Source organism: Streptomyces sp. NPDC096136, assembly GCF_044763325.1.
Lineage (GTDB): Bacteria > Actinomycetota > Actinomycetes > Streptomycetales > Streptomycetaceae > Streptomyces.
This window is the reverse complement of sequence record NZ_JBIWFZ010000011.1, coordinates 24,476-46,406: the sequence shown is the minus strand read 5'-3', so window position 1 is coordinate 46,406 and position 21,931 is coordinate 24,476. Positions and strand designations below refer to the sequence as shown.

15 protein-coding genes are annotated in these 21,931 nt (G+C 75.6%); 10 read left to right on the top strand and 5 right to left on the bottom strand.

The genetic code is table 11. The annotated features are described in order from the left end of the window. The first annotated feature begins 66 nt into the window (after positions 1-66). The 6 genes from ACIRBY_RS22680 (at position 67) to ACIRBY_RS22655 (ending at position 6,267) form a co-directional block, all read left to right on the top strand. A complete protein-coding gene (locus tag ACIRBY_RS22680; protein ID WP_403903011.1) occupies positions 67-189 on the top strand; it encodes a hypothetical protein in 123 nt (40 codons plus the stop codon). Positions 190-305: 116 nt separating this feature from the next. Further along, entirely contained in the window at positions 306-1,601 is a 1,296-nt protein-coding gene (locus ACIRBY_RS22675; protein ID WP_403903008.1) for a glycosyltransferase, read from the top strand. Beyond that, positions 1,573-2,535 carry a DUF6895 family protein gene (locus tag ACIRBY_RS22670; RefSeq protein ID WP_403903005.1) on the top strand — a complete coding sequence of 321 codons (963 nt, stop codon included), beginning with the start codon at positions 1,573-1,575 and terminating at the stop codon, positions 2,533-2,535. Before ACIRBY_RS22675 ends, ACIRBY_RS22670 begins: the two co-directional genes overlap by 29 nt. Positions 2,536-2,573: 38 nt before the next feature. Continuing rightward, positions 2,574-3,800 carry a radical SAM protein gene (locus tag ACIRBY_RS22665; RefSeq protein WP_403903566.1) on the top strand — a complete coding sequence of 409 codons (1,227 nt, stop codon included), beginning with the start codon at positions 2,574-2,576 and terminating at the stop codon, positions 3,798-3,800. Positions 3,801-3,802: 2 nt separating this feature from the next. Continuing rightward, entirely contained in the window at positions 3,803-4,735 is a 933-nt protein-coding gene (locus ACIRBY_RS22660) for a DUF6895 family protein (RefSeq protein ID WP_403903003.1), read from the top strand. Then, positions 4,732-6,267, top strand: a complete 1,536-nt coding sequence (locus ACIRBY_RS22655) for an MFS transporter (RefSeq protein WP_403903000.1) — start codon at positions 4,732-4,734, stop codon at positions 6,265-6,267. Before ACIRBY_RS22660 ends, ACIRBY_RS22655 begins: the two co-directional genes overlap by 4 nt. Positions 6,268-6,377: 110 nt before the next feature. Here ACIRBY_RS22655 and ACIRBY_RS22650 read toward each other — a convergent pair whose 3' ends face one another. From ACIRBY_RS22650 to ACIRBY_RS22635, 4 genes are all read right to left on the bottom strand, one after another. Beyond that, positions 6,378-8,174 (bottom strand): BTAD domain-containing putative transcriptional regulator, encoded by a 1,797-nt coding sequence (locus tag ACIRBY_RS22650; RefSeq protein WP_403902998.1) that lies wholly within the window; start codon positions 8,172-8,174, stop codon positions 6,378-6,380. 226 nt (positions 8,175-8,400) lie between these two features. Further along, positions 8,401-11,358, bottom strand: a complete 2,958-nt coding sequence (locus tag ACIRBY_RS22645) for a helix-turn-helix transcriptional regulator (RefSeq protein WP_403902995.1) — start codon at positions 11,356-11,358, stop codon at positions 8,401-8,403. Positions 11,359-11,482: 124 nt separating this feature from the next. After that, on the bottom strand, positions 11,483-11,683 hold the full coding sequence (locus ACIRBY_RS22640) for a hypothetical protein (protein WP_403902992.1): 201 nt from the start codon (positions 11,681-11,683) through the stop codon (positions 11,483-11,485). Positions 11,684-11,805: 122 nt separating this feature from the next. After that, the gene (locus tag ACIRBY_RS22635; RefSeq protein ID WP_403902990.1) at positions 11,806-14,907 is read right to left on the bottom strand and encodes a type 2 lanthipeptide synthetase LanM family protein; all 3,102 of its coding nucleotides are present in this window, start codon (positions 14,905-14,907) and stop codon (positions 11,806-11,808) included. A 204-nt stretch (positions 14,908-15,111) separates the two neighbouring features. Here ACIRBY_RS22635 and lanKC point away from each other — a divergent pair, with 204 nt between their 5' ends. Beyond that, the gene (gene lanKC, locus ACIRBY_RS22630) at positions 15,112-17,709 is read left to right on the top strand and encodes a class III lanthionine synthetase LanKC (protein WP_403902988.1); all 2,598 of its coding nucleotides are present in this window, start codon (positions 15,112-15,114) and stop codon (positions 17,707-17,709) included. A 322-nt stretch (positions 17,710-18,031) separates the two neighbouring features. Here lanKC and ACIRBY_RS22625 read toward each other — a convergent pair whose 3' ends face one another. Further along, a complete protein-coding gene (locus ACIRBY_RS22625; RefSeq protein WP_403902985.1) occupies positions 18,032-19,528 on the bottom strand; it encodes a DHA2 family efflux MFS transporter permease subunit in 1,497 nt (498 codons plus the stop codon). Between the two features lie 333 nt (positions 19,529-19,861). Here ACIRBY_RS22625 and ACIRBY_RS22620 point away from each other — a divergent pair, with 333 nt between their 5' ends. The 3 genes from ACIRBY_RS22620 to ACIRBY_RS22610 all read left to right on the top strand — a co-directional run bounded on the left by ACIRBY_RS22620 (position 19,862) and on the right by ACIRBY_RS22610 (position 21,926). Continuing rightward, positions 19,862-20,524 (top strand): hydrolase, encoded by a 663-nt coding sequence (locus ACIRBY_RS22620; RefSeq protein ID WP_403902982.1) that lies wholly within the window; start codon positions 19,862-19,864, stop codon positions 20,522-20,524. Positions 20,525-20,528: 4 nt separating this feature from the next. Beyond that, positions 20,529-21,023, top strand: coding sequence for a DoxX family protein (locus ACIRBY_RS22615; protein WP_403902979.1), 495 nt, complete (start codon positions 20,529-20,531; stop codon positions 21,021-21,023). Positions 21,024-21,095: 72 nt separating this feature from the next. Continuing rightward, on the top strand, positions 21,096-21,926 hold the full coding sequence (locus tag ACIRBY_RS22610; RefSeq protein WP_403902977.1) for an alpha/beta fold hydrolase: 831 nt from the start codon (positions 21,096-21,098) through the stop codon (positions 21,924-21,926). Positions 21,927-21,931 lie beyond the last annotated feature (5 nt).

The following is a 21,931-nucleotide window of genomic DNA, read 5'->3' as shown; positions in this document are numbered from 1 at the left end:
GTACCCGGGGTCCGTAACTTTCTTCTCAGACGGCGGAACGACGCCGGCAAAACAAAGGAGAAGAACATGAGCGAGAACATCAACCCCGAGGCCGAGACCGAGAACGAGGACATCGAGGTCGTCGCCCACAGCGAGGACGGCGTGGTCGACTCGGGCGCCTGCATCATCAACCACTCCCACGAGATGTGACGAGTCCTCATCTCGTCTGATGACCGCGCGGGCCCCCGGCTCTCGGCAGCTTCTGCCGCGGAGCCGGGGGCCCGCGGCCACCCTGGCATCCGCCACACCGTGAGGAGCGGCACACCATGAAGATCCTTCTCTGTCCGCTCAGTGACGGCGGCTACCTCTACCCGGCGATCGCGGCCGGCCGCGAACTACGGCGCCGGGGCCATCACGTCAGCGTGCTGGGCCGGTCCACCGCAGCGCCCGTCGCCGCCGATGCCGGACTGCCGTTCGCGGCGGCCGAGGACTTCGGCGGCCGCCGGGCGTTCTCCGCCACGTGGTGGGGGCCGCACGGTGCGGCGCAGTACCGGGCGACCGTACGCGCGGCCCGCGAGACCGGGGCCGACCTGCTGGTCACCTCCGTGCTCTGCAACGGCGCCCTGCTCGCCGCCGAGGCGCTGGACATCCCGGTCGTGGTGGTCGGGCTCGCGGCGCACCTGTGGGACTACCGGTCCGGCGGCGACGACGAGCCGCACCTGGGCCGGACCCGGCGGAGCCGGACCGAGGGCTGCCTGGGGCTCTACACCGACCTCCGGGAGGAGGCGGGTCTGGCGGGACGCGCCTCCCGCTGGGGGGACGAACCGCTGCTGGGCGACGCGCTGCTGCTGCGCGGGGATCCGGAGCTGGAGTATCCGGGTGCGCGGCTGCCGGAGCGGATCCGGCACGTGGGACCGCTGTCCTGGGAGCCGACGCCCGACCCGGCGGAGGTCGAGGCGGTCGACGATCACCTGGCGCGGTCCGGGAAGCCCGTGGTCTACGTCCATCTCGGCCGCTTCTTCGAGGGCACGAACCTGTGGCCGCGGCTCAACGAGGTCTTCACCGGCGGCCGGTTCCAGGCGGTGGTCGAGCAGGGCCGGTCCACCGACCCGCAGCCCGCCCCGGGCGCCGACGTCCTGCTGGTCCGCAAGCGCTGGATGGGACCGCTCGTCGACCGCGCCGGCCTCGTGCTGAGCAGCGGCACCTCCGCGCCCGTACTGGCCGCGCTCCTTCGCGGCCGGCCCCTCGCACTGTCACCCAACGGCTCCGAGCAGCCCCTGCTCACCGGCGCCTGCCTGCGGGCCGGCGTGGCCGTGCACTTCCGGAACAGCCCGTCCGTGGCGCCTTCGGCGCTGCTGGAGTCCGCGTGGCAGGACGCCGGCCTGCGGGCCCGCGCCCATGCGCTGGGCGGCAGGCTGGCCGCGATCGACAGCGCGGCACGCGCGGCCGACGTCGTCGAGCGGGTGGCCGGGGTGTCCACCGCTCCCTCGGCCGGGGCCACCCCCGCCTTCCCGGCCGGGGCCACCCCCGCCTTCCCGGCCGGGGCGTCCGCCGCCCCCTCGGCCGAAGCGCCCGTTTCCGCAAAGGAGAACCATGAGTACGCGATCAGCAGGCCTCGATGAGGCCGTGACCCGCCTGTCGGCGGGCGCACGGCGGTGGACGGGGCTGCACGCGGCCTACCTCGACTCCCCGGCGGCACACGCCGAACTGCCGGTGGTCCCGCGTGCGAAGGCCCTCCTGCAGCTCGCGATGCTCCGCCGCTACTGGGAGAAGTGCGCCCCCGCGGACCCGGCCCTGGCCGAGGTGACCCGGGTCGTCGAACAGGTCTGGCAGCGGCCCGACTTCACGCAGCTCCTCACCCTCGACGGAGGGCGTGCACGCCAGTTCGAGCTCATGTACGCGGCGCTGGCACCGACCGGGTCGGCCACCGGGGCGCCCCGCGCCCTGCTGGACCGGCTGGCGGCCGACGGCTACCTGGTGCCGGGCCGGAAGTCGCCGTTCGTGCATCTGGAAGCCAGGTTCTACGCCGATCTCGCGGGCGTCGAGCACAAGTTCGCCCCGTACGAGGAGCTGTACGAGGCGAGTCCGCTCCCCCGCGCGGCCACGCTGCCCGTGTCCGACCTGGACGGCTGCCAGGTCGCGCACACCCTCTTGTACCTCACCGACTTCGGCCTGCGCGACCTCCTCCTTCCCGAGGAGGAACGTGACCGGGCCCTGCGCGTGGTGGAACGCCTGACGGACCACTACGCGGTACTCGGCGACTGGGACGTCGTGCCGAAGCTGCTGCTCGCCCAGTACGCCCTGGGCGCGGATCCGCTGCGCACACCCTCCGGCGCGGCCGGCCTGCGGATGCTCGTCGCGGCCCAGGCCCCTGACGGAGCGATCCCCGGACGCTCCGCCGACGAGCGGGTCCCGGCGGACGCCACGCCCGTCGAGTACTTCCGCAAGTCCTACAAAGTGACCCTCGTCGTGGCGCTGATGACGCTGGTCGTCACCGGCGGCCGGACCAAGGAGCCCGCCCTGACGGCGGCAACGGCCATACGGGAGACCCTGTGAGCATCGACCAAGCAGTGAGCATCGGCCTCCCCGTGAGGATCGGAGCGGGCGCGGACGCGGGACCGCAGGCCACGGCCGCCGGGAACCCCGCGCCCCTCCCCGCCGGCGCCCGCCTCCTGAAGGGCGAGCGGAACTGGTGGTTCCTGGGTCCGGGCGGGGTCGCCCGTCTGCGCGACCGGCACGTCACCGCCGACGGGGGCCTGCGTCCCGAGGCGGAGCGGCGGCTGCACGAGACCGGCATGCTGACCACCGGCCGGATCAGCTCCTACGCGCTGACCGTCCTCACCAGCACCCACTGCAACCTGGGCTGCGGGTACTGCTTCCAGAACACCGCCCAGGACCAGTTGGGCGGCAGCCGGCCGCCCCGGATCGCCCAGACCCGCCTCACCTCGCAGACCATCACCGACATCCTCGGCTTCACCGAGCGGCAGATGGCCGCCGCGGGCCTGGAGAAGCTCAGGATCCTGCTCTTCGGCGGAGAGCCCCTGCTCAACCCGCGCGGCTGCCTGGAACTCCTGGAGCGGGCCGCGGAGATCGCGCCGACCTCGGCCTGGATGATCTCCAACGCCACGCTGCTCACCCCGTCCCTGGCCCGCCGGCTCTCGGACCTGGGGCTGACGTCCGTCCAGGTCACCTTCGACGGCGACCGCGCCGACCACGACCGGATCCGGATCGGCCGGGCGGACGGCGGTGCCACCTTCGACAAGATCGTCGGCAACATCGCCAAGGCCTCCGAGGCCACCCCGCTCCAGTGGACGCTGCGGGTGAACGTCTCCCAGGAGACCTTCCACGGCGTGGACGCCCTGGTCGACCGGCTCGCCGGCGCGCTCGACCCGACCCGGTGCACGCTGTACTTCGCCCGGATCGGCGACGTGGGGGTGGGCTACGCCAACAGCCTGCTGCACACGGGCGAACTCCCGGCCGCCTTCAGCCGGTGGCAGCGCCGGGCGCTCGACCTCGGCTTCACCGTCGCCCGCCCCGGCTCCCGCAAGACCTGCGCCACCTGCGGTCACACCGACGGCCGCTACGGCGCGGTGGTGAGCGCGGACGGCACCCTGGCCAGCTGCTGGGAGACCGCGGGCAAGCCCGACTGGGAGGTCGGCACGGTCGCCGACGGCTACCGGCCGGGCGAGGAGACCCGCGACCGCTGGATCGGCTGCCAGGACCTCTACCGCTACGACGAGGACGCGCGGACGCTGGCGAGGTTCGGCGACTCCGTCGACACGGCCCTGCTCGACTACCTGCAAGAGACGGGGCGCCTGTAGTCATGTCCGCACCCCTGGACCGGCTCTCCGCCGGCGCGCTCGGCTGGCTGAGCGGGAACCTGGACCACTTCGACCCGTTCTCGGCGGGCGCCCCGGCGCAACCCCTCGGACGGGCGAAGGCGGCGCTGGAACTGGCGCTGCTCTGCCACTGCGCGGCCCGTCTGCCCGACCCCCCGGAGGCGCTGGACGGGGCGCGGGCCCTGGTCCGCAAGCTCTGGCAGGACCCGGACCTTCCACGGCTGTTCGCCGGCATCCCGAAGCACGGGTCCGCCTACGGGTTGATCTACGCCGCCCTGGCCCCCGACGCCATCGACGACACCCAGGTCCGGGCGGCACGCGCCGGACTCGACGCGGAGTTCCTCTCACCACGGGGGAAGTCCGCCTACCAGCGCATCGAGATCCGCCACTACGCGGACAAGGCCGGCGTCCGCCACACGGTCGAACCCTACGCCGAGCTCCTGCCGGACAGCCCGCTCGTCGCCTTCCGCGCCGCCGGGCCGGGTGACCCGGTCCCGGAGGACGGGGCGCCGCTCACCGAGCCGCAGGCGTACGCCGTGACGCACACCGCCTTCTACCTCGGCGACTTCGGCCGGACCGCCCCCGGGCTGGACGGGGGCGCCCTGGAGCACGCCCGGGACCTGGTCGACCGGTCGCTGGTCCACTGCGTCGCACACGACCGGTGGGACCTCGCCGCGGAGCTGGTCCTCACCCAGTACGTCCTGGGGAGCGCGCCGCTGGAGACGCCCTCGGGAGCCGCGGCCGTGGAATGCCTGGTGCGGGCCCAGCGGCCCGACGGGGCGATCCCCGGGCGGTCGGCGGCGGTCGCGGCGGACCCGTCGGCCCCGAGCAGGGAGTTCTTCGAGAGGGCGTACCACACGACCCTGGTCACCGCCCTCATGGCGCTGGTCGTCTCGTCGCCGGGGCGGCCGTCATGAGGCCGCGGCTGACCCTGATCAACCGCGACTACACCCGGCTCTGGTTCGGCCAGGCCGTCTCGTCCGTCGGGGACGCCGTCTTCGGTACGACGCTGGTGCTGTGGGTGGCCACCGTGCTGGCGAAGGACGAGTCGTGGGCGCCGCTGGCGGTCAGCGGCATCGTGATGGCGTCGAGCGTCGCCGTACTGGTCATCGGCCCGCTCGCGGGCGTGTTCGTCGACCGCTGGGACAAGCGCGCCACGATGCTGCGCTCCGAGGTGCTCCGCGGCGGTCTGGTGGCCGTACTGACGGCCGTCACCTTCCTGCCGGCCGACGCCCTCCCGACCGGTGTCTGGCTCGCCCTGGTCTACGCGACCGTGCTCCTGCTCAACGCCGCCGGCCAGTTCTTCTCCCCGGCGCGCTTCGCGGTGCTGGCGGACCTGGTGACCGGGGACGCCGACCGGGCCCGGGCGGCCGGCATCGGGCAGGCGACCGGTGAGACGGCCTGGATCATCGGGCCGCCCCTCGCCGCGCCGCTGCTGTTCACCGCCGGGCTGCAGTGGGCCCTGCTCTTCAACGGCCTGTCGTACGCGGTGTCCTACGTCGCCATCCGCTCCATCCGCGTACCCGGGCCCGGCACGGGTTCCGCCGGACCGGGCCGCGCGCGGCAGCCCGCCGGGCGGCAAAGGGCTCGACTGCGCCGGGAGTTCACGGACGGCCTGCGGTTCTTCGCTCGAAGCAGGTTCCTGGTGACGCTGCTCCTGCTCTCCGTCATCGGCCAGTTCGGCGTCGGCGCACTGAGCACCCTCAACGTCTTCTTCGCCACCGACCACCTCCACACGGACGCCCACCTCTACGGGTACCTCGGCATGGCCATGGGTGCGGGTGGCATCACGGGAGCGCTGGCCGGCGGCCGGGCGGTGCAGTGGCTCGGGGCTCGACGGACCACCTGGATCGCCCTGCTGGTGAGCGGTCTGCTGCTGGTCGCCTACTCCCGGCAGACCGGCTTCCCGGGCGCTGTCGCCCTGCTGTTCGTGTTCACCGTTCCGCTCACCCTGCTCAACACCGCGATGTCACCGCTGCTGCTCGCGGCGGCGCCCGCGGACTACCGGGGCCGGGTGATGGCCGTGTTCTACCCGGTGACGAGGCTGGCGTCGATGCTCTCCGCGGCGCTGTCCGGCTGGCTCGCCGGATCCCTGCTGCGGGACGTCGGCGGCTCGCTCGGCGGATTCCGGTTCGGCCCCGTCGACACGGTCTTCGCCGTGTCGGGGCTGGTCGTCCTCCTGGCCGGGTTCTTCGCGATGGCCGCCCTGCCCGGCACCGAAGGCGCGGGGAAGGCCGCGGCGGAGGCCGGCGGGAAGGCCGGCGGGAGCTCCGGCGGCACCACGGCAGCGCCGGCCGGTGACCACCCGCCCGCGTCGCGCCCCGTCGCCGGTGCGCCCCGACCGCCGACGGGCGTCCCGCGCGGCGGGTCCGCGGGCCGCGTGCCGGGCCGTCCCGGCGCGACGGGCGGGGCCCCGGCCCCGGAAAGCACCGGTCCGACGGCCCGCTGACGCGCCGGCTCCGGCCGCCCGGGGGGATGGCCGGAGCCGGCGCCGGAGGGCCCGGGGGGGGTCCGCAAAGGAGCGCCGTCCGCCCGCAGGCACTGCTTCGCGGACACCCCTTAGGCCGGCACGGGGGTGGCGAGTCCCGAGCCGCGTGCGTACAGCCGTATCAGGTGCGGCAGTTCGTACTGCGCGGCGTGCGCCGTGACCTCGCCGCAAGGCGACGTCACGACGCCGGCGTCGATGAGCGCCTCCACCACCCGTACGGCGTGCCGCTCGTCGCAGCCGAGGGCCTCGGCCGCCTCGGTCAGGCCGAAGGGGCCCTCCCCGGTGCCCGCGGCGAGCCGTCCCGCGTCGCGGCCCCACTCCTCGGGCAGGGCCTCCCAGCCGTGGGCCAGCCACCGACGGACGGACACGTCCCCGGAGGTCAGCTCGTCCAGCGCCCCCGCGGGGTCGGCGAGCCGGTCCGCGAACTCCCTCAGCGGCAGGTGGCGCAGCACCGCGAGCCGCATCCCGCTCACCCGGACCGCCAGCGGCGACCCGCCGCAGGCGCGCACGATGCGCAGGGCGGCCTCCCGGTCGGCCCGCACCCGGCCCTGGCCGACGAGCCCCGCGAGCAGCTGGACCGACTCGGCGGTGCCGAGCGGCGGGACGGAGAGCCGGTGCACCGGCGCCAGGCCGCCCAGCTGGCCGCGCGCGGTGAGCAGCACCCTGCCCCGCCCTCCGTGCGGGAGCAGCGGCCGTACGGCGCGCTCGTCGGGCACGTCGTCCAGGACCACCAGTACGCGGTGCTCCTCCAGCCACTCCCGCCAGGCCTCGGGCCCGGACGCCGTGCTCCGGCCGGTCCGTTCGCCGAGCTCCGCGAGCACCGCGGGCAGCGGGCGCGGGAGGCCGTCGGCGTCGCGCAGGGAGACGCAGATCCGGCCGTCGGCGAACCGGTCGCCGAGCAGGTGGGCGGCCCGCACGGCGAGGGTGGTCTTCCCGGCCCCCGCGGGGCCCGACAGCAGCACGGTGCGGCCGGCGCCGTCGTCCTCCAGGAGGTCGACGAGGTACCGCAGTTCCTCGCCGTGTCCGGTGAAGTCGGCGAGGTCGGGCGGCAGGGCGGTCCGCGGCCGGGCGGCCGCGGACGCCCCGGCCCGGGCGTCGCCCGCGAGGATCGTGCGGTACCGGGCCGCCATGGCGCCGCCCGGCTCCAGGCCCAGTTCGCGGGCGAGGAGCTGCCGGTAGTCGTCGTACGCCGCGAGCGCCTCGGCCTGGCGGCCGGACCGGCCCAGCGCGCACATCCAGGCGGACCTGAGCCGCTCCCGGAGCGGGTGGCGCTCCACCAGGTCGCGCAGTGCCTCGGCCACCGCCGGCGCACCGCCCAGTTCCAGCTCCGCCTCCGCCCAGCCCTCGCAGGCCGTCAGATGGCGCAGCTCCAGCCGCTCGGCCTCCTCGGCCAGCCGGGGCGACTGCCGCAGGTCGTCGCCCAGCGGCGGCCCCTGCCACAGGTCGAGGGCCTGGCGCAGCAGTCGGGCGGCCGGGCGGGGCCCCTGGCCCTCGGCGGCCCGCACCAGGGAGCGGAATCCCAGGAGGTCGAGCTCGTCTTCCGCCACGCGCAGTACGTATCCGCCGCCCGTGTGGGTGAGCCGGGGGCGGTCCGCGCCGTCGTCCGCGAGCAGCGTGCGCAGGGCGCTCACGTAGACCTGGAGGTTCTTGCGGGCGGTACGCGGGGGGTCCTCCTGCCAGACCGCGTCGGTCAGCGCGTCGACGGACACCGGGCTGTTGGCGGAGCCGAGCAGGGTCGCCAGCACGACCCGCTGCTTCAACGGGCCGAGGGGCAGCGCCCGGCCGTCCCGGTGGACCGTGAGCGGGCCGAGGAGGGAGAACCTGAGCGTGCCGGGTGACGCTGCGGGCTGCGCGGACGGAAGCGGCATCGAACCTCCGTAGGGTGACGGGAGCGGATCGGTCCCCCCGATGATCAGCGGCCCGCACCCCGTCACACATCGGTACCGGGCCCGCAGACTCGCGCCGCCCGTGACCGTGCCATGGGGGTCCGGCACCCCCCTATGGGGGTCCGGACCCCCATGTTGACGGGGGCGTCCCCAGCCCGGCCCCCAGCCCGCCCCCAGCCAAGCCCCACCGGGCCCCCGCCGCCCGCCGCTACTCCTGCGCGCACTCCGCCGACAGGGCGCACAGCGCCGCGCGGTCCGCCGAGCCGGTCTTCACCATCAGGCTCGCCATGTGCTTCTCCACGGTCCGGGGCGAGATGCACAGGCTCTGGGCGATCTGCTGGTTGCCCGGCCGCTGCGCGAGCAGCACGAACACCTCGTACTCGCGCGGCGTGACGCCCGCGGTGCGCAGGCCCGCGGGGATCCGCTCCCGGCCGCCCCGGCGCTGCGGGACGCTGACCCCCGCCTGCCGCAGGACGGCCCGGCAGGCCCCGGCCACCGGAGTCACGCCCGCCTCGTGGAAGTACTCCTCGGCGGTCCGCAGCCAGGCGACCGGGTCGCCCCAGGAGTCGGCGAGCGCCGCCTCGGCGGTCAGCCGCAGCGCGAGGTGCCACGCCTGCGGGAACACCGTCGCCGCCCGGCCGGCCCGCTCCACGGCGCGCAGCGCGCCGTCCGGGTCCCCGTCCCGGCCGCGCAGCACCGCGTCCGCCAGGCCGAGGAACATCCGGTTCCAGGCCAGCTGGCCGCCCGGCGAGTCCAGGGCCTCCCGGTACGCCTCCCGGCCCGCGTCCTCGCCGTCGAGGATCCGCAGCAGGGGGCCGAGCCCGTAGCGGCCGCTGAGGTAGAAGAAGCTCGGGTGCTCCCGCTCCCACTCCAGCGCCGCGTCGAGTTCGGCCTTCGCCCGTTGCCGGTCCTCCCCCATCAGCGCGCCCACGGCCTGGCACAGTCCGCGCTGCAGCGGTACGAGCATGGATTCCTCGCCGCCCGCCCGGCGGAACCGGACCAGGGCCCGGTCCTGGTCGCGGGCCCGCCCCTGGTGGGCGGCGAGCGTGGCGTCGACGAGGAGCAGGTAGCGGTGCGTCGACAGGTTCTGGAGGCGGGCGCTGGCCTCCACCGACCGCTCGACGATCTCCCGGGCCCGGTCCCATCGCCCTCCGAGCACGCTCTGCATGGCGAGCAGGCCGTCGACGGTCTGGAGCAGGGCCAGCGAACCGAGTTCGTGGGCGGCCGTGCGGGCGGCCTCCAGACGGGTCGCCCCACCGGTCCGCATGAACGCGTTGGTGCCGAGCCGCACCAGTGCCTCGGCCCGGTACAGGGCCAGGCGGTGCTCCTCGGCGACGGCGAGCATCCGTTCCAGGCAGGCGTCGGCCTCGTCGAAGCCGCGCTCCCGGGACAGCATCGCCAGCAGCTGCCACGCCTGGCAGGCCACCACGGGCCGGCCGCGCTGCTCCGCGGTGAGCGCGGCGCTCCTGGCGGAACGTTCCGCCTCTTCCCGTCGCCCGCGGCCGTCCTCGCCGTCCCGGACCGCCGGGTCGCTCCTGCCGCCGTCCTGCTCCGGCAGCAGCGCGAGATGGCCCTCGACCACCGCGAGCGCCGCCTCCTGTTCCGGTCGCGGGGCGGCCCCGAGCAGGGTGCGGGCCGCCCGGATCCGGCGGCCCGCCTCCTCCTGCTGCTCCGCCATGGTCGCGACCCAGGCGACCTGCGTGTGCGCCTGGGCCCGCTCCTCCGCGGCACGCGACCCGGCGGCCGCGGGCGGAAGGTCGTCGAGGAGTGCGGCCGCCTCGTGGAGGCGCCCGGACTCGGCCTGGGCGATGGCGAGTTGCACCGTGACCTCGTCCCGCTCCTCGTCGGAGGCGAGCCCCCGGGCGCGCTCCAGCAGCACGGCGGCCGAGCCCGACGCACCGGCGTCCAGCATCTGCCTGCCGACCTGGGCGAACTGCCGGGACGCCGCCACCCTGTCGCCCGCCGCCAGCCGCAGCGTGGCCACCAACTGGCGCTGGTCTCCGCAGAGTTCCGCGGCGGACTCCTCGATGGCCGAGGCCGCGCGCCGGGCCAGCGCGGCCTGTTCCGCGGGCGGCAGCGAGGCCCTGAGCGCGTCCGCCGTCAGGGCGTGCCGGAAGGTGTAGTGGTCGTGGGCGGCCCCGTCCGGGGCGATGATCCCCACCTCGAAGGCCGACCGGAGGTGGGCGAACAGCGCCCGGTCGTCGAGTCCGGTCACCGCCCTGAGGGCCCCGACGGAGAACCGGCCGCCGAGCGTCGCCGCGACGAGCAGCAGTTCTCGCACCGGTTCGTCGAGCCGGTCCAGCCGGCGCGCCCAGCTGCGGACCGCGCCCGCCGGCACCGTCGCCCCGTCCTGCTCCGCCAGCCGCCAGCCGTCGTCGGTCCTGCCGAGCCGTCCGGTGTCCAGCAGGTCGGCCAGGAGCACCTCCACCAGGTACGGGTTCCCGCCCGCCCACTGCGCGAGGTGGCGGTGCGCCGCCGGGGGCACCTCTCCCGGCCCGGCGTCCAGGCACGCGGCCGCCATGTCCCGTACGGCGCTCTCGTCCAGCGGCCCCAGCTCCCCGAGCGAGGCGGTGTTGCGCAGCTCGGCGGCGAGCGCGAGGTCCAGCGCCGGGCCGGGGTCGGGCCGGAGCGTGCCGACCAGGAGGACCGGCAGTTCCGCCAGGTTGTCGACGAGGTACTCGACGACCGCGATCGTCTCGGTGTCGGAGTCGTGCAGGTCCTCCAGCAGGATCAGGCAGCCCCGCTCGCGGCCGAGCACCGCCAGCAGCCTGAGCAGCGCCTCGGCCAGTTCGACCAGGGAGATCGCGTATCCGGGCGCCACCGCAGCGGCCCGCCACTCGGGTACGAGGCCGGCCAACGCGGGCCGGTACGGCTGGAGTTCGGGGTCGTCCGGCGCGCCGGCGGCCCGGAACCGCGAGGAGAGGGCCTCGACCAGGGGGCGGAAGGGCACGACGAGCCCGGTGGACGTGGCGCGTCCGCGCAGGACCGGCATGTCCCGGTCGTAGGCGCGCAGGGCGGACTCGCCGGCCAGCCGGGACTTTCCGATCCCCGCCTCGCCGACGAGGAACACCGCCCGTCCGGCACCCTGCCCGGCGCTTTCCAGGGCCTCGTCCAGAAGCCGGATCTCTGCGGCCCGCCCCACGATGACCGACGACGTCGCTCGCATGGGCGCAGGCTACTGGATCTTGTTCAAACACGGCAAAGGCCGGGGAATCCCCCGGCCTCCGCCCGATCCGCCACGTCAGCGTCCCCGACACGTCCCGCCCCCGCGCGACGTGTCCGTCCTCCCCTCAGAACCAGTGGGAACCCGTGGTCCAGCCCGTGAGGGCGCCGGCCTCGGAGTCCGTGGTGCTGAGCAGCTGGCTGCGCAGCCCCAGCAGCCCGCCCGCTCCGAGCATCACCTCGCCCACGGGGTGGTCGTGGGACGCGGTCTCCGCGCCGGCGCCGCCGTCGACGTACGTCATCGAGTCGTTGATCTGCATGGTCCTCATCCGTCCTTCGTATCCGCTGGAGTGGTGGTCGTGCCGAGCTGTGCGGTGGTGCGGTGGGTCCGGTCGTGCGGTCGGGGTGTTCCGTGGGCCGCGTCCGGACGGCGGCCGTACGTGACCGGCCCTCAAGCCGTCTGCAGGAGGAGCAGGGACGGCACGCGCTCCGGGAACCCCGCCCGGAGGAGTCCGTGCCCGATCCCCGCCAGCCCGGTCAGCAGGCCGGGATGCGCGACCCCGTCCGGGGCGCCGCTGCGGGCACCGGTCTCCTCGACGGAGGCGAGGAGCGCTCCGGCCCGACGGATCCAGTGCGGGCGTGCCTCCGGGACGGCGCCGTGGCCCAGGAGTTCGCACAGTCCGGCCTCGCCGTGGCACAGGCTGTCGTCGGCGGCCGGCCTGTCCCGGCCCAGCCCTTCGACGGTCCGGCGGGACCAGGCCGCGAGGTGCGGGTCGTCCAGGGCGCCCGGCGCGTCCAGCACCGCGAGCGCGATGCCCGCGCGCCCCCGGCACCAGGCCGAGGCCCGCGCCCGGCCCGCGGGCCCGTCGGCCGGCTCCGCGCCCACGGCCGCCCGCAGCGCGGACAGGCCCGCGAGCCGGTACCGCTCGCCGCCCCCGGCCGCCCCTCCCCCGGACCCGGCTGCGGCCTCGGCCTCGGCCTCGGCGAACCGCAGCAGGGCCCATCCGAGCCCGGCGGCCCCCGTCGTGAATCCCCGCCCGCCCGACGTGGGATCCGCGGCGGCCAACCGGTCCGCGCAGGCCCGCGCGTCCCGCCAGGTCCGCCGCTCCTCGTCGCCGGCAGCGGACCCGGCACCGGACCCGGCCCGGTGGGCGGCCAGCAGCGCGACGAGCCCGCCCGCGACGCCCGCCCCCACCCCCTGCTCGCTCTCGGACAGGGCCGCCGCGCCCGCCAGCCGCAGCATGGCCGACGCCCACGAGCCGACCTCCGGATCGTCCAGCAGCCGTGCCGCCTCGGCGAGCGCGTACGCGATGCCGCCGAGGCCCGAGAAGGCCCCCGAGCCCACCGCGGAGAGGTCCGCGGGCCGGGCGCGCAGCGCGTCGAGCAGCCCGGGCACCGGCGCCAGGGCCGTACGGGCCGCCTCCGCGTAGTGTCCGGCCCCGGTGAGCGCCGCCAACTGCGCCAGGAACAGGGCCGGCCCGGTGTAGCCGCCGGCCAGGTCGGCCGGCATCGGACCGATCCGCCAGTAGCGGTCGTCCAGGAGCTCCAGGCCGATCCAGTTGCTGCGCGGTCCCTCGCGGTACGCGAGGGAGACCAGCCGGTCCCCGACGGACCGGGCCGCCGACAACAGCCGCTCCGGCTCAGGGGCGCGCTCCGCCGTACGGGTGCGCCGGCCGTCGACCGGCCGGTGCACGGGTGCGCGGGAGGCCGTCGCCATCGCGGCCCGCACGATCCATTCCTGGTCCTGGCGGTCGACGGTGTCCAGGGCGGCGAGCCGCGCGGTGACGCGGGCGATCCCGGACAGGTCCGTACGGCCGGCCAACGGCCGCTCCGGCGCGCCCCACAGCCGGTCCCGGCCCGGACGGGCGGTGAACAGCGGTACGTCCCCCTCCCAGAGCTGGGCGATCTCGTCGTCGACCAGGTCGGGCGCGGGGACCGGCCCGAACACGCCGGTCCGCAGGGTCTCCAGGACCCGCTGGCGCTCGCCCGCGTCCTTCAGCAGATCGGGGTGCGTCGACTCGTCGAGCAGAGTGGCGTACACCCAGGTCGGACGGACCACCACCCGTACCTCGTCCTCGGCGAAGGACTTCAACAGGGCCGTCTCGTGCAGCAGTTCCTCTCTGGCCGCGCCGATCGCCGTGTACCCGGCGCGGAATCCGGCGCAGAGCGCCTCGACGTGGGCCGCGGGGTCGACGGGCCCGCCGTCCGCGAGACGCGGCCGGTTGGCGGACTCGCCGAACGTCCCGGCCCTGCGCACCAGGCGCATCCGGTCGGTGCCGGCGTCCTCCCAGTCCGCCCGGGCGACGGGCGACACCGCTGCGCGGCCGCCGCCGACCGCGGACATGTCCAGGGCGCTGTGGTCGCCCACGAACAGTTGGGGCAGCAACCCGACGCGGTACACCGAGTCGTGGAGCGCGCGGGCGGCGGGGTCCTCCGTGGCGCTGCCCGCCGGCGGCGGGTGGAACAGGGTCTCCAGGTCGATCAGCACCGGGTGGGCGCCGGCGGCGATCAGGTTCTCGTGGTGCAGATCGGTCCCGTCGACCAGGTGCAGCAGCGCCAGCAGCGCGCCCTGGCGGCGGTAGAACGTCTCGACCTCCGCGGTGGAGGCGCAGGGCTCCGCGGCGACGAACTCCACCCACCCGTGGCCGCCCCGGTCGAGCAGCCGCAGCGTACGGAGGCCGACGGCGTCGGGCAGCGCGTTGAACCAGGCGACGAGGTCGTTGAAGTGGCGGTGCACGGCGAGCGGCCGCGGCTTGTACACGAGCCGGGTCCCGTCGGCGAAGCGCAGCAGCATCACGCTCCGTCCGCCCCGGTGCCCGTCGCCGGCGCCCGGCTCGACGCCCACGAGCGGACCCGGGTCGCCGCCGGACTCCGCCAGGAGGCCGGCGGTCAGGAGGGCGTGGTCGTCCGCCAGCCGCTCCAGCGCCTCCGCGACGGCGTCCGCCGCGTCGAGCGCAGCCCGCCCCAGGATCCGCGCCAGCACCGGCCGGCCGGCCAGCAGGGCCGCCAGACCGCGCCGGGACGCCGTACGCCCCAGGAAGTCGCGGAACCGGGCCCGGGTGTCGTCCCCGTCCAGCAGCCCGGCGGTCCGCGCCCCGTACAGCTCCAGCACCAGCGTCCGCGCCGCCGTCCGCGCCAGCCTGCCGCCGAGGTGCCGCTCCAGGTCGCCGCGCACGGCGGGCACGTCCACGAGCCGGCGCGCCCGCTGCGACAGGCCCCGCTCCAGCCGCTCCCCCGCGTGGACGGTGAACGGCCGCAGCACCCACTCGAAGCCGCTCAGCCCCGGGTGGTCCCCCTCGGGCGCCACCGCCTCCTCGGGCGCGCGGGCCGTCGCCCCTTCGGCGAACGCGGCCCAGTCCGGCCGCCCGTCACCCCCGCGGCCGACGAGCCCGGCCTCCCACCACCGCCCGCCCGCCGGCGGCGAGCCCCCCGCCCGCACCTGCCCAGCCACCCGCGCCCCTCCTCGACCCCGACCCCCACGGCTCCCTGCCAGGCACGATCCTGGTACGCGGGCGCCCCCCGCACATGGGGGAGAGTCCCCCATGTTTTCCACCGCGCCGCGAGCGGCCCTCGAGCGGACCGGCGTCGGATGCCCGGCGCGCGCCGGCGCAGCCCCGGCGGTGCGGGAGGCGGTCCCGCCCGATACCGGTCGCATGCCGCCGCCGAACCGTTTCCATACCCTCCGGCCCTAGCGTCCGGCACGAACGCCGTGGACCGGTGCGGCCGCCCCTCCCCCCTCCCCCTGCAAGGAGACCCCGTGCTCGAAGGCTTCGGCGAAGCGCTCGCGGACAAGGAGTACTACCTGCCGCTGACCAGCGTGGCCGACCCCGGGCCGCGCTTCGCCCCCGGCGAGGTGCCGCCGGGCCTGCGCGGCTCCGCCCAGGGCATCTGGACGTTCTGGGGCGCTGCGCGGACCGGCTTCGCCGAGCAGGGCTGGAAGATCCACGTGTCGGCGCGGCTGGACCGGGCCCAGCACGTGCTCGACACGGTAGCCGGGATCTGCTTCTCCGAAGGCGTGCCGTTCAAGCACCTGAGCGCCCGGCTCTTCTTCCTGTACCTCCACCACAAGCACGCCGCACGCGCCCAGTCGGGCAAGTTCTGCGCCGTCTACCCGCCCGACCAGGCGACCGCGCGCCGGCTGCTGGAGCGCCTGCGCGACGCGCTCGACGGGGAGGAGGGCCCGTACGTCCTCACCGACCGGCGCTTCCGCGACTCGCGCACGGTCCACTACCGCTACGGCGCCTTCGGTCCGCGCGGCCGGCTGCGGGCCGACGGCACCCGGGAGGGACTGGTCACCGACGGCTCCGGCCGCGAGGTCGTGGACCTGCGGCTGCCCGCCTTCCACCTGCCCCCCGGGATCACGGACCCCTTCGTCGAGCAGGAGGAGCAGCCGCACGCGGGCCCGATCCTGATCCGCGACTACGAGGTGACCCGCGCGGTGCGCCTGAGCAACGCGGGCGGCACCTACCGGGCCCTGGACCGGCGGACCGGCCGGACGGTCTTCCTCAAGGAGGCCCGCGCCCACAACGGCCTGGTCTTCGACGGGACCGACGCGCAGCAGCGGCTGCGGCACGAGTACGAGGTGCTGAGCGCCCTGCACGCGGCCGTCCCAGGGGTGGGGCCGGAGCCGCTGGACCACTTCACGGAGTGGGAGCACGACTTCCTCGTCACCGAGTTCGTGGAGGGGCAGCCGCTGGTGGCCTGGCTGAGCCGGTCCACGCCGCTGGCCCGCGCGGACCGCACGGACGCGTCCGTCGCCGCCTACTACGAGGCGTGCCGGGGCCTGCTGGCCCAGTTGGACGCGGTCCTCGCGCGACTGCACGCCACCGGCCACCGGTTCGGCGACCTCAGCCCGGGCAACATCATGGTCACCCCGTCGGGCGGGCTCCGGCTGGTGGACTTCGAGGCGGCCACGCTGCTGTCCGCGGCGCCCTCCGGCGTCAGCACCCCGGGGTTCACGCCGCCGCCCGGCCTGCTGCGGGCCGGCACGGATCCGCGGCTGAGGGACCGGTACGGCGCGGCGGCGGTCGCGCTCGCCTTCCTCGCGCCGTTCACCGAGACCGCCGAACACGCGCCCGGCAACCTCGCGCTGCTGCGCCGCGACCTGGCGGACGTGGCTCCGCCGCAGGACCTGTGGCAGCGGGCGACGGCCTTCCACGCGGCGCGGGAGCGGACGCGGGACCAGGACGGCCCCGGCCGCCCGCCCTCCCCCGCCGAGCTGGACGCCGACCCCCGGGGCTGCCTCACCCGGCTGGCCGACGAGGTGGCCGAAGGGCTGCTGGGGACGGCGGACGCCGACCGGCCGGAGTGGGCCTTCCCGCCCTCGGCCGAGGCGTTCGGGACCAACAACGTCTGCCTGGCCTACGGCACGGCCGGGGTGGTGCACGCCCTGCGGCGCGCCGGGGTCGCGGTGCCGGCGGAGATCGGCGAGCGGCTGCGCCGCGACGCGCTGGCGCTGCGCGGGGCGCTGCCTCCCGGACTGCTCGTCGGCTCGGCCGGCATCGCCCCGGTGCTGGCCGGCCTCGGCCTGCTGGACGAGGCCGTCGACCTGATGGAGGACGCCGACGGCCACCCGCTGACCGCCTCCTGCGCCACCCTGGCCGGCGGGCGCGCGGGGGTCGGCCTGGGCTGGCTCGCCCTGCACCGGCTGACCGGGGAGGACGGACACCTGGAGCGGGCCGTCGCGGCGGCGCAGGGCCTCCTGCGCGCTCCCGACCTGCCGGCCACCCTCGGCGAGCACGACGCCCGCGGTCTGCTGCACGGCCGGTCGGGGGTCGCCCTCTTCCTCCACCGCCTGGCCGGCGCCACCGGCGAGGCCCGCTGGATGGAGGCGGGCCGCCTGCTGCTCCACCAGGAGCTGGACCGCACCTTCGCGCTGGACGACGGCGCCCTGTCCGTCTCCGACGACGCCCGGCTCACCCGTGCCATGCCGTACCTGGCCACGGGCGCGGCCGGGGTCGCGGCCGCGCTCACCCACTACGTGGCGACCGCGCCGGACGAGCGCTGCGCCGCGGCGCTGCCGAAGCTGGTGGCCGGGATCCGCGTCTCCTGCGCCACGAAGGAGGCGGGCCTGTACCGCGGGCTGGCCGGACTGACCTGGTTCCTGACCCGGCACGCCGAGCTCACCGGCGCGGACACCGCCCGCGCGGACGCCGTGCGCGCCGCGACCGGCCTGGTCAAGTACGCCGTCCCGTACCGGCGCGGGGTGCGCTTCCTCGGCGCGGGTTCGATGCGGTACACCGCCGACCTCTCCAACGGCGGGGCCGGAGTCCTGCTGGCCCTGCACCGCCTGCTGGCCGGCCCGCTCCTGGCGGAACCCCGCCGCGCACGCCCGCCGGTCCCGGCGGCCGGCTGACGGCGGCCGCCCCCTGAACGCCCCGGCACGGAACGACCGACCCCGCGCCGGGGGTGCAGTGACCGACCGAACGATCCCGAACAGGAAGTGAGACCACCATGAGCCAGATCCTCGCGCTCCAGGCCCTGGACACCGAGCCGGAGGACTTCCTCCCGCCCTGCTTCAGCGCCTCCTGGAGCATCGGCGACATCTTCCCCGAGCCGATGTAACGAGCCGGCACCCGGAGGGCCGGGACCGGTGGCCCCGCCACCGGTCCCGGCCCGGTGCGTTCGCCCGCCGGGCACCCTCGGCGGCGACGGCCCCCGTGCGGGCCGTCCGGGGCTCAGGTGGGGGTGTGGGCGGACTCGTGCGTCGTGGTGCCGTCCTCTCCCCGGGCCGGCGGGGTGGGCGGGGTGCGGACCAGGAGGGCGATCAGGACGGTCAGGACGCCGAGTGCGGCGCCGATGCCGAACCCCCAGCGCACGCCCGCGGCCAGGGCCGCGGTGGCGTCGGCTCCGTCGGCGGCCTCCGCGGCGGCGTGTCCCGACATGACGCTGATGGCCAGGGCGGTTCCGGCGCCGGCCGCGACCTGCTGGAGCGAGCCCAGGACGGCGGAGCCGTGCGGGTACAGGTGCGGTGGCAGGACGGACAGGCCGGAGGTGAAGACCGGGGTGAAGACGAACGCCATGCCGGCGCTCAGGGCCACGTGGAGGGCGAGCACCAGCCACGGCGAGGTCCCTTCGCCCGTGAGGGCGAACAGCGCGAGGCAGACGGCGATGAGGACCGCTCCGGGTACGACCAGCCGCGGTGCGCCGAGCCGGTCGTAGAGCCTGCCGACCTGCGGTCCGAGCAGGCCCATGGTCAGGCCTCCGGGAATGAGGAGCAGCCCGGTCTGCAAGGAGGTCAGGCCGCACACCTCCTGGAGGTAGATCGGCAGGAGGATGAACGCGCCCATCAGGGCCATGAAGGACAGGCACATCAGGGCGAGGGCCACGGAGAAGTGGCGGAAGGTCAGGGTGCGCAGGTCGAGCAGCGGAGTGGACGAGCGCTGGAGCGCCAGCTGCCGCCAGGCGAACAGGCCGACCAGCAAGGCGCCCGCCAGGGTCGTGGCCGCCGGGGGGACGGGGGCACGGACCGCGTCGCCGGCGCCGAGCTCGCCCAGTCCGTAGACCAGGGCGCCGAAGCCCGCCGCCGCCAGGGGGACGGACACCCAGTCGATCGGGCCGGCCTGCGGTTCGCCGACGTTGACCAGGTTGCGCCGGCCGAAGACGGCCATGGCCCCGGCGATGGGCAGCACCGCCAGGAACAGCAGGCGCCAGCTCCCCAGCTGCAGCAGCACGCCGGAGACCGCGGGGCCCAGGGCGGGCGCGACGGAGATGACGAGGGTGATGTTGCCCATGACGCGGCCGCGGTCCTGCGGGGGCACGAGCGTCATCAGGGTCGTCATGAGCAGCGGCATCATCACGGCGGTGCCGCCGGCCTGGACGACCCGGGCGGCCAGCAGCACGGGGAAGGCGGGCGCGGCCGCGGCCAGGGCCGTACCGGTCAGGAACAGCGCCATGGCCAGGCCGAAGGCGGTCCGCGTCGTCACGCGCTGGAGGAACCAGCCCGTGACCGGGATGACGACGGCCATGGTGAGCATGAAGGCCGTGGACAGCCATCCCGCGGCCGCCGCGGTGACCTCGAACTCGCGCATGAGCCGCGGGATCGCGTTGATCATGATCGTCTCGTTGAGGAAGACGACGAACGTCGACAGCACGAGGATCCGCAGCACGGCGGTGACGCGGGCGGGCGAGAGGGCGGGCGTGGCGAGGGGTGCGGGCATGGTGCCTTCCGTCATGTGAGCCTCCTACGCACGTGACAGGTCACCCTGACAGACCGCTTCGCCGGGGAGAACTCATCGGTGTCCCCCTCGATCCTGTCGCTGCCGCCGCCGGGGCTCACCCCATTTTGTCGACCGGGAGCCCGGTCCGGGAGCGGGAGTGACCCCCGCGCGCCGACGCACGTGAGGCGGCGTCGGGCGCCCTCCGGTGCGCTGGGGGGCAAGGGGGCGGGCACGGAGGGGCAACTGCGGCGGGACGGACGGGCCTACGTTCGGGTGGCGGGCCGGTCAGCAACACATGACCGGCCGTCAATTTCCTTGTATGCGCTTTGCCTTGTGAGAGGACCCCTCATGTTCGACATCTCGCGGGTGCAGGCCGCACCCGGCGCCGATCTGCTCACGCCCGACAACGCGGTCATGCTCTTCGTGGACCACCAGCCCCAGATGTTCTTCGGCACCGGCAGCGGCGACCGCGCCGCGATCGTCAACAGCACGGTGGGCCTCGCCAAGGCGGCGCGTGCGTTCGGCGTGCCGGCCGTGCTCACCACGGTCGCCGCCGACTCCTTCTCCGGGCCGCTGCTGCCGCAGCTGGCCGCCGTGTTCCCCGGGCAGAAGGCCGTCGACCGCACCAGCATGAACGCCTGGGAGGACGAGGCCCTGGTCGAGGCGGTCCGGGCCACCGGCCGCAGGAAGATCGTCCTGTCCGGACTGTGGACCGAGGTCTGCCTGGTACTGCCCGCCCTCTCGGCGCTGGAGCAGGGCTACGAGGTGTACGTGGTGGCCGACGCCTCCGGCGGGGTCAGCCCGGCCGCCCACGAGCACGCGCTCCAGCGGATGGTCGCCGCCGGCGCGGTCCCCGTGACCTGGGTGCAGGTCCTGCTGGAGCTCCAGCGCGACTGGGCGCGCCAGGAGACGTACGGCGCCGTGATGGAGATCGTCAAGGAGCACGCGGGGGCGTACGGGCTGGGCGTCGTCTACGCGCAGGCGGTCATCGGCGCGCACGCGGCCGGCTGACCCCTTGGACATCGGCCTCCTCGCACTCCGGCTGCTGGTGGGCCTGCTCGTCGCCGGCCACGGAGTGCAGAAGATCAGCCGGCGCCTGGGCGGCAAGGGACTCGACGGCGGTGCGCGGGAGTTCCGCGCGGACGGCTTCCGCGGGGGCGCGCTCACGGCCCTCGCGGCGGGCGTCGGCCAGATCGGGTCCGGGCTGCTGCTGGCCGCCGGACTGCTGACCCCGCTCGCCGCGACCGGGGCCGTCGGGGTCATGACCGTCGCCCTCACCGTGAAGTGGCACAACGGCCTCTGGGTGCAGGACGACGGCTACGAGTACCCCCTCGTCCTGATCGACACCGCCGCCGCCCTGGCGGCCACCGGCCCCGGGGCCTGGTCCCTGGACCGGGCCCTCGGCCTCGGCGGCCACCCCGTGTGGTGGGCGGCCCTCGTGCTCGCCGCCGGGATCGGCAGCGGACTCCTCACCCGGCTGGCACTGCACCGCCCCGCGCCGGACGCCTGACCCCCCTCGTCCCCGCCCTCCGCGGTCCGGCCGTCCGCCGGGCCGCGCCCGATCGAACAGGAAGACACGCACATGCCGTACATCAAGGTCGCGGAAGGCAACTCCGCGCCGGTCGAGCTGTACTACGAGGACCACGGCGCGGGCCGGCCCGTCGTGCTGATCCACGGCTGGCCGCTCAACGGGGCCTCGTGGGAGAAGCAGACCGCCGCGCTGCTCGCCGCGGGCCACCGCGTCATCACCTACGACCGGCGCGGCTTCGGGCGTTCCGACCAGCCCTCCGACGGCTACGACTACGACACCTTCGCCGCCGACCTCGACCGGCTGCTGACCGCACTCGACCTGCGCGACGTCGTCCTGGCCGGGTTCTCCATGGGTACCGGCGAGGTGACCCGCTACCTCGGCACCCACGGCTCCGGCCGCGTCGCCAAGGCCGTCCTCATCGGGGTCGTCCCGCCGTTCCTGCTCAAGACCGACGACAACCCGGCCGGGGTCGAGGCCTCGGTGTTCCGGGGCATCCAGGAGGCGATCCGCGCCGACCGCTTCGCGTTCATGACCGACTTCCTCGCCGACTTCTACAACGTCGACGTGCTGGGCGGCGAGCGGATCAGCGAGCAGGCCGTCCGGGCCAGCTGGAACGTCGCCGTCGGCGCGTCCGCCAAGGGCACCCTCGACTGCGTCGACGCCTGGCTGACCGACTTCCGCGCGGACCTGCCGCGCATCGACGTCCCCACGCTGATCATCCACGGCGACGCCGACCGCACCCTGCCGATCGACTCCACCGCCGTCCCGCTGGCGCGGCTCATCGCCGGGGCCGAGCTGAAGGTGATCCCCGGCGCCCCGCACGGCCTGCTGTGGACCCACGCCGCCGAGGTCAACTCCGCCCTGCTCGACTTCCTCGGCTGAGCGAC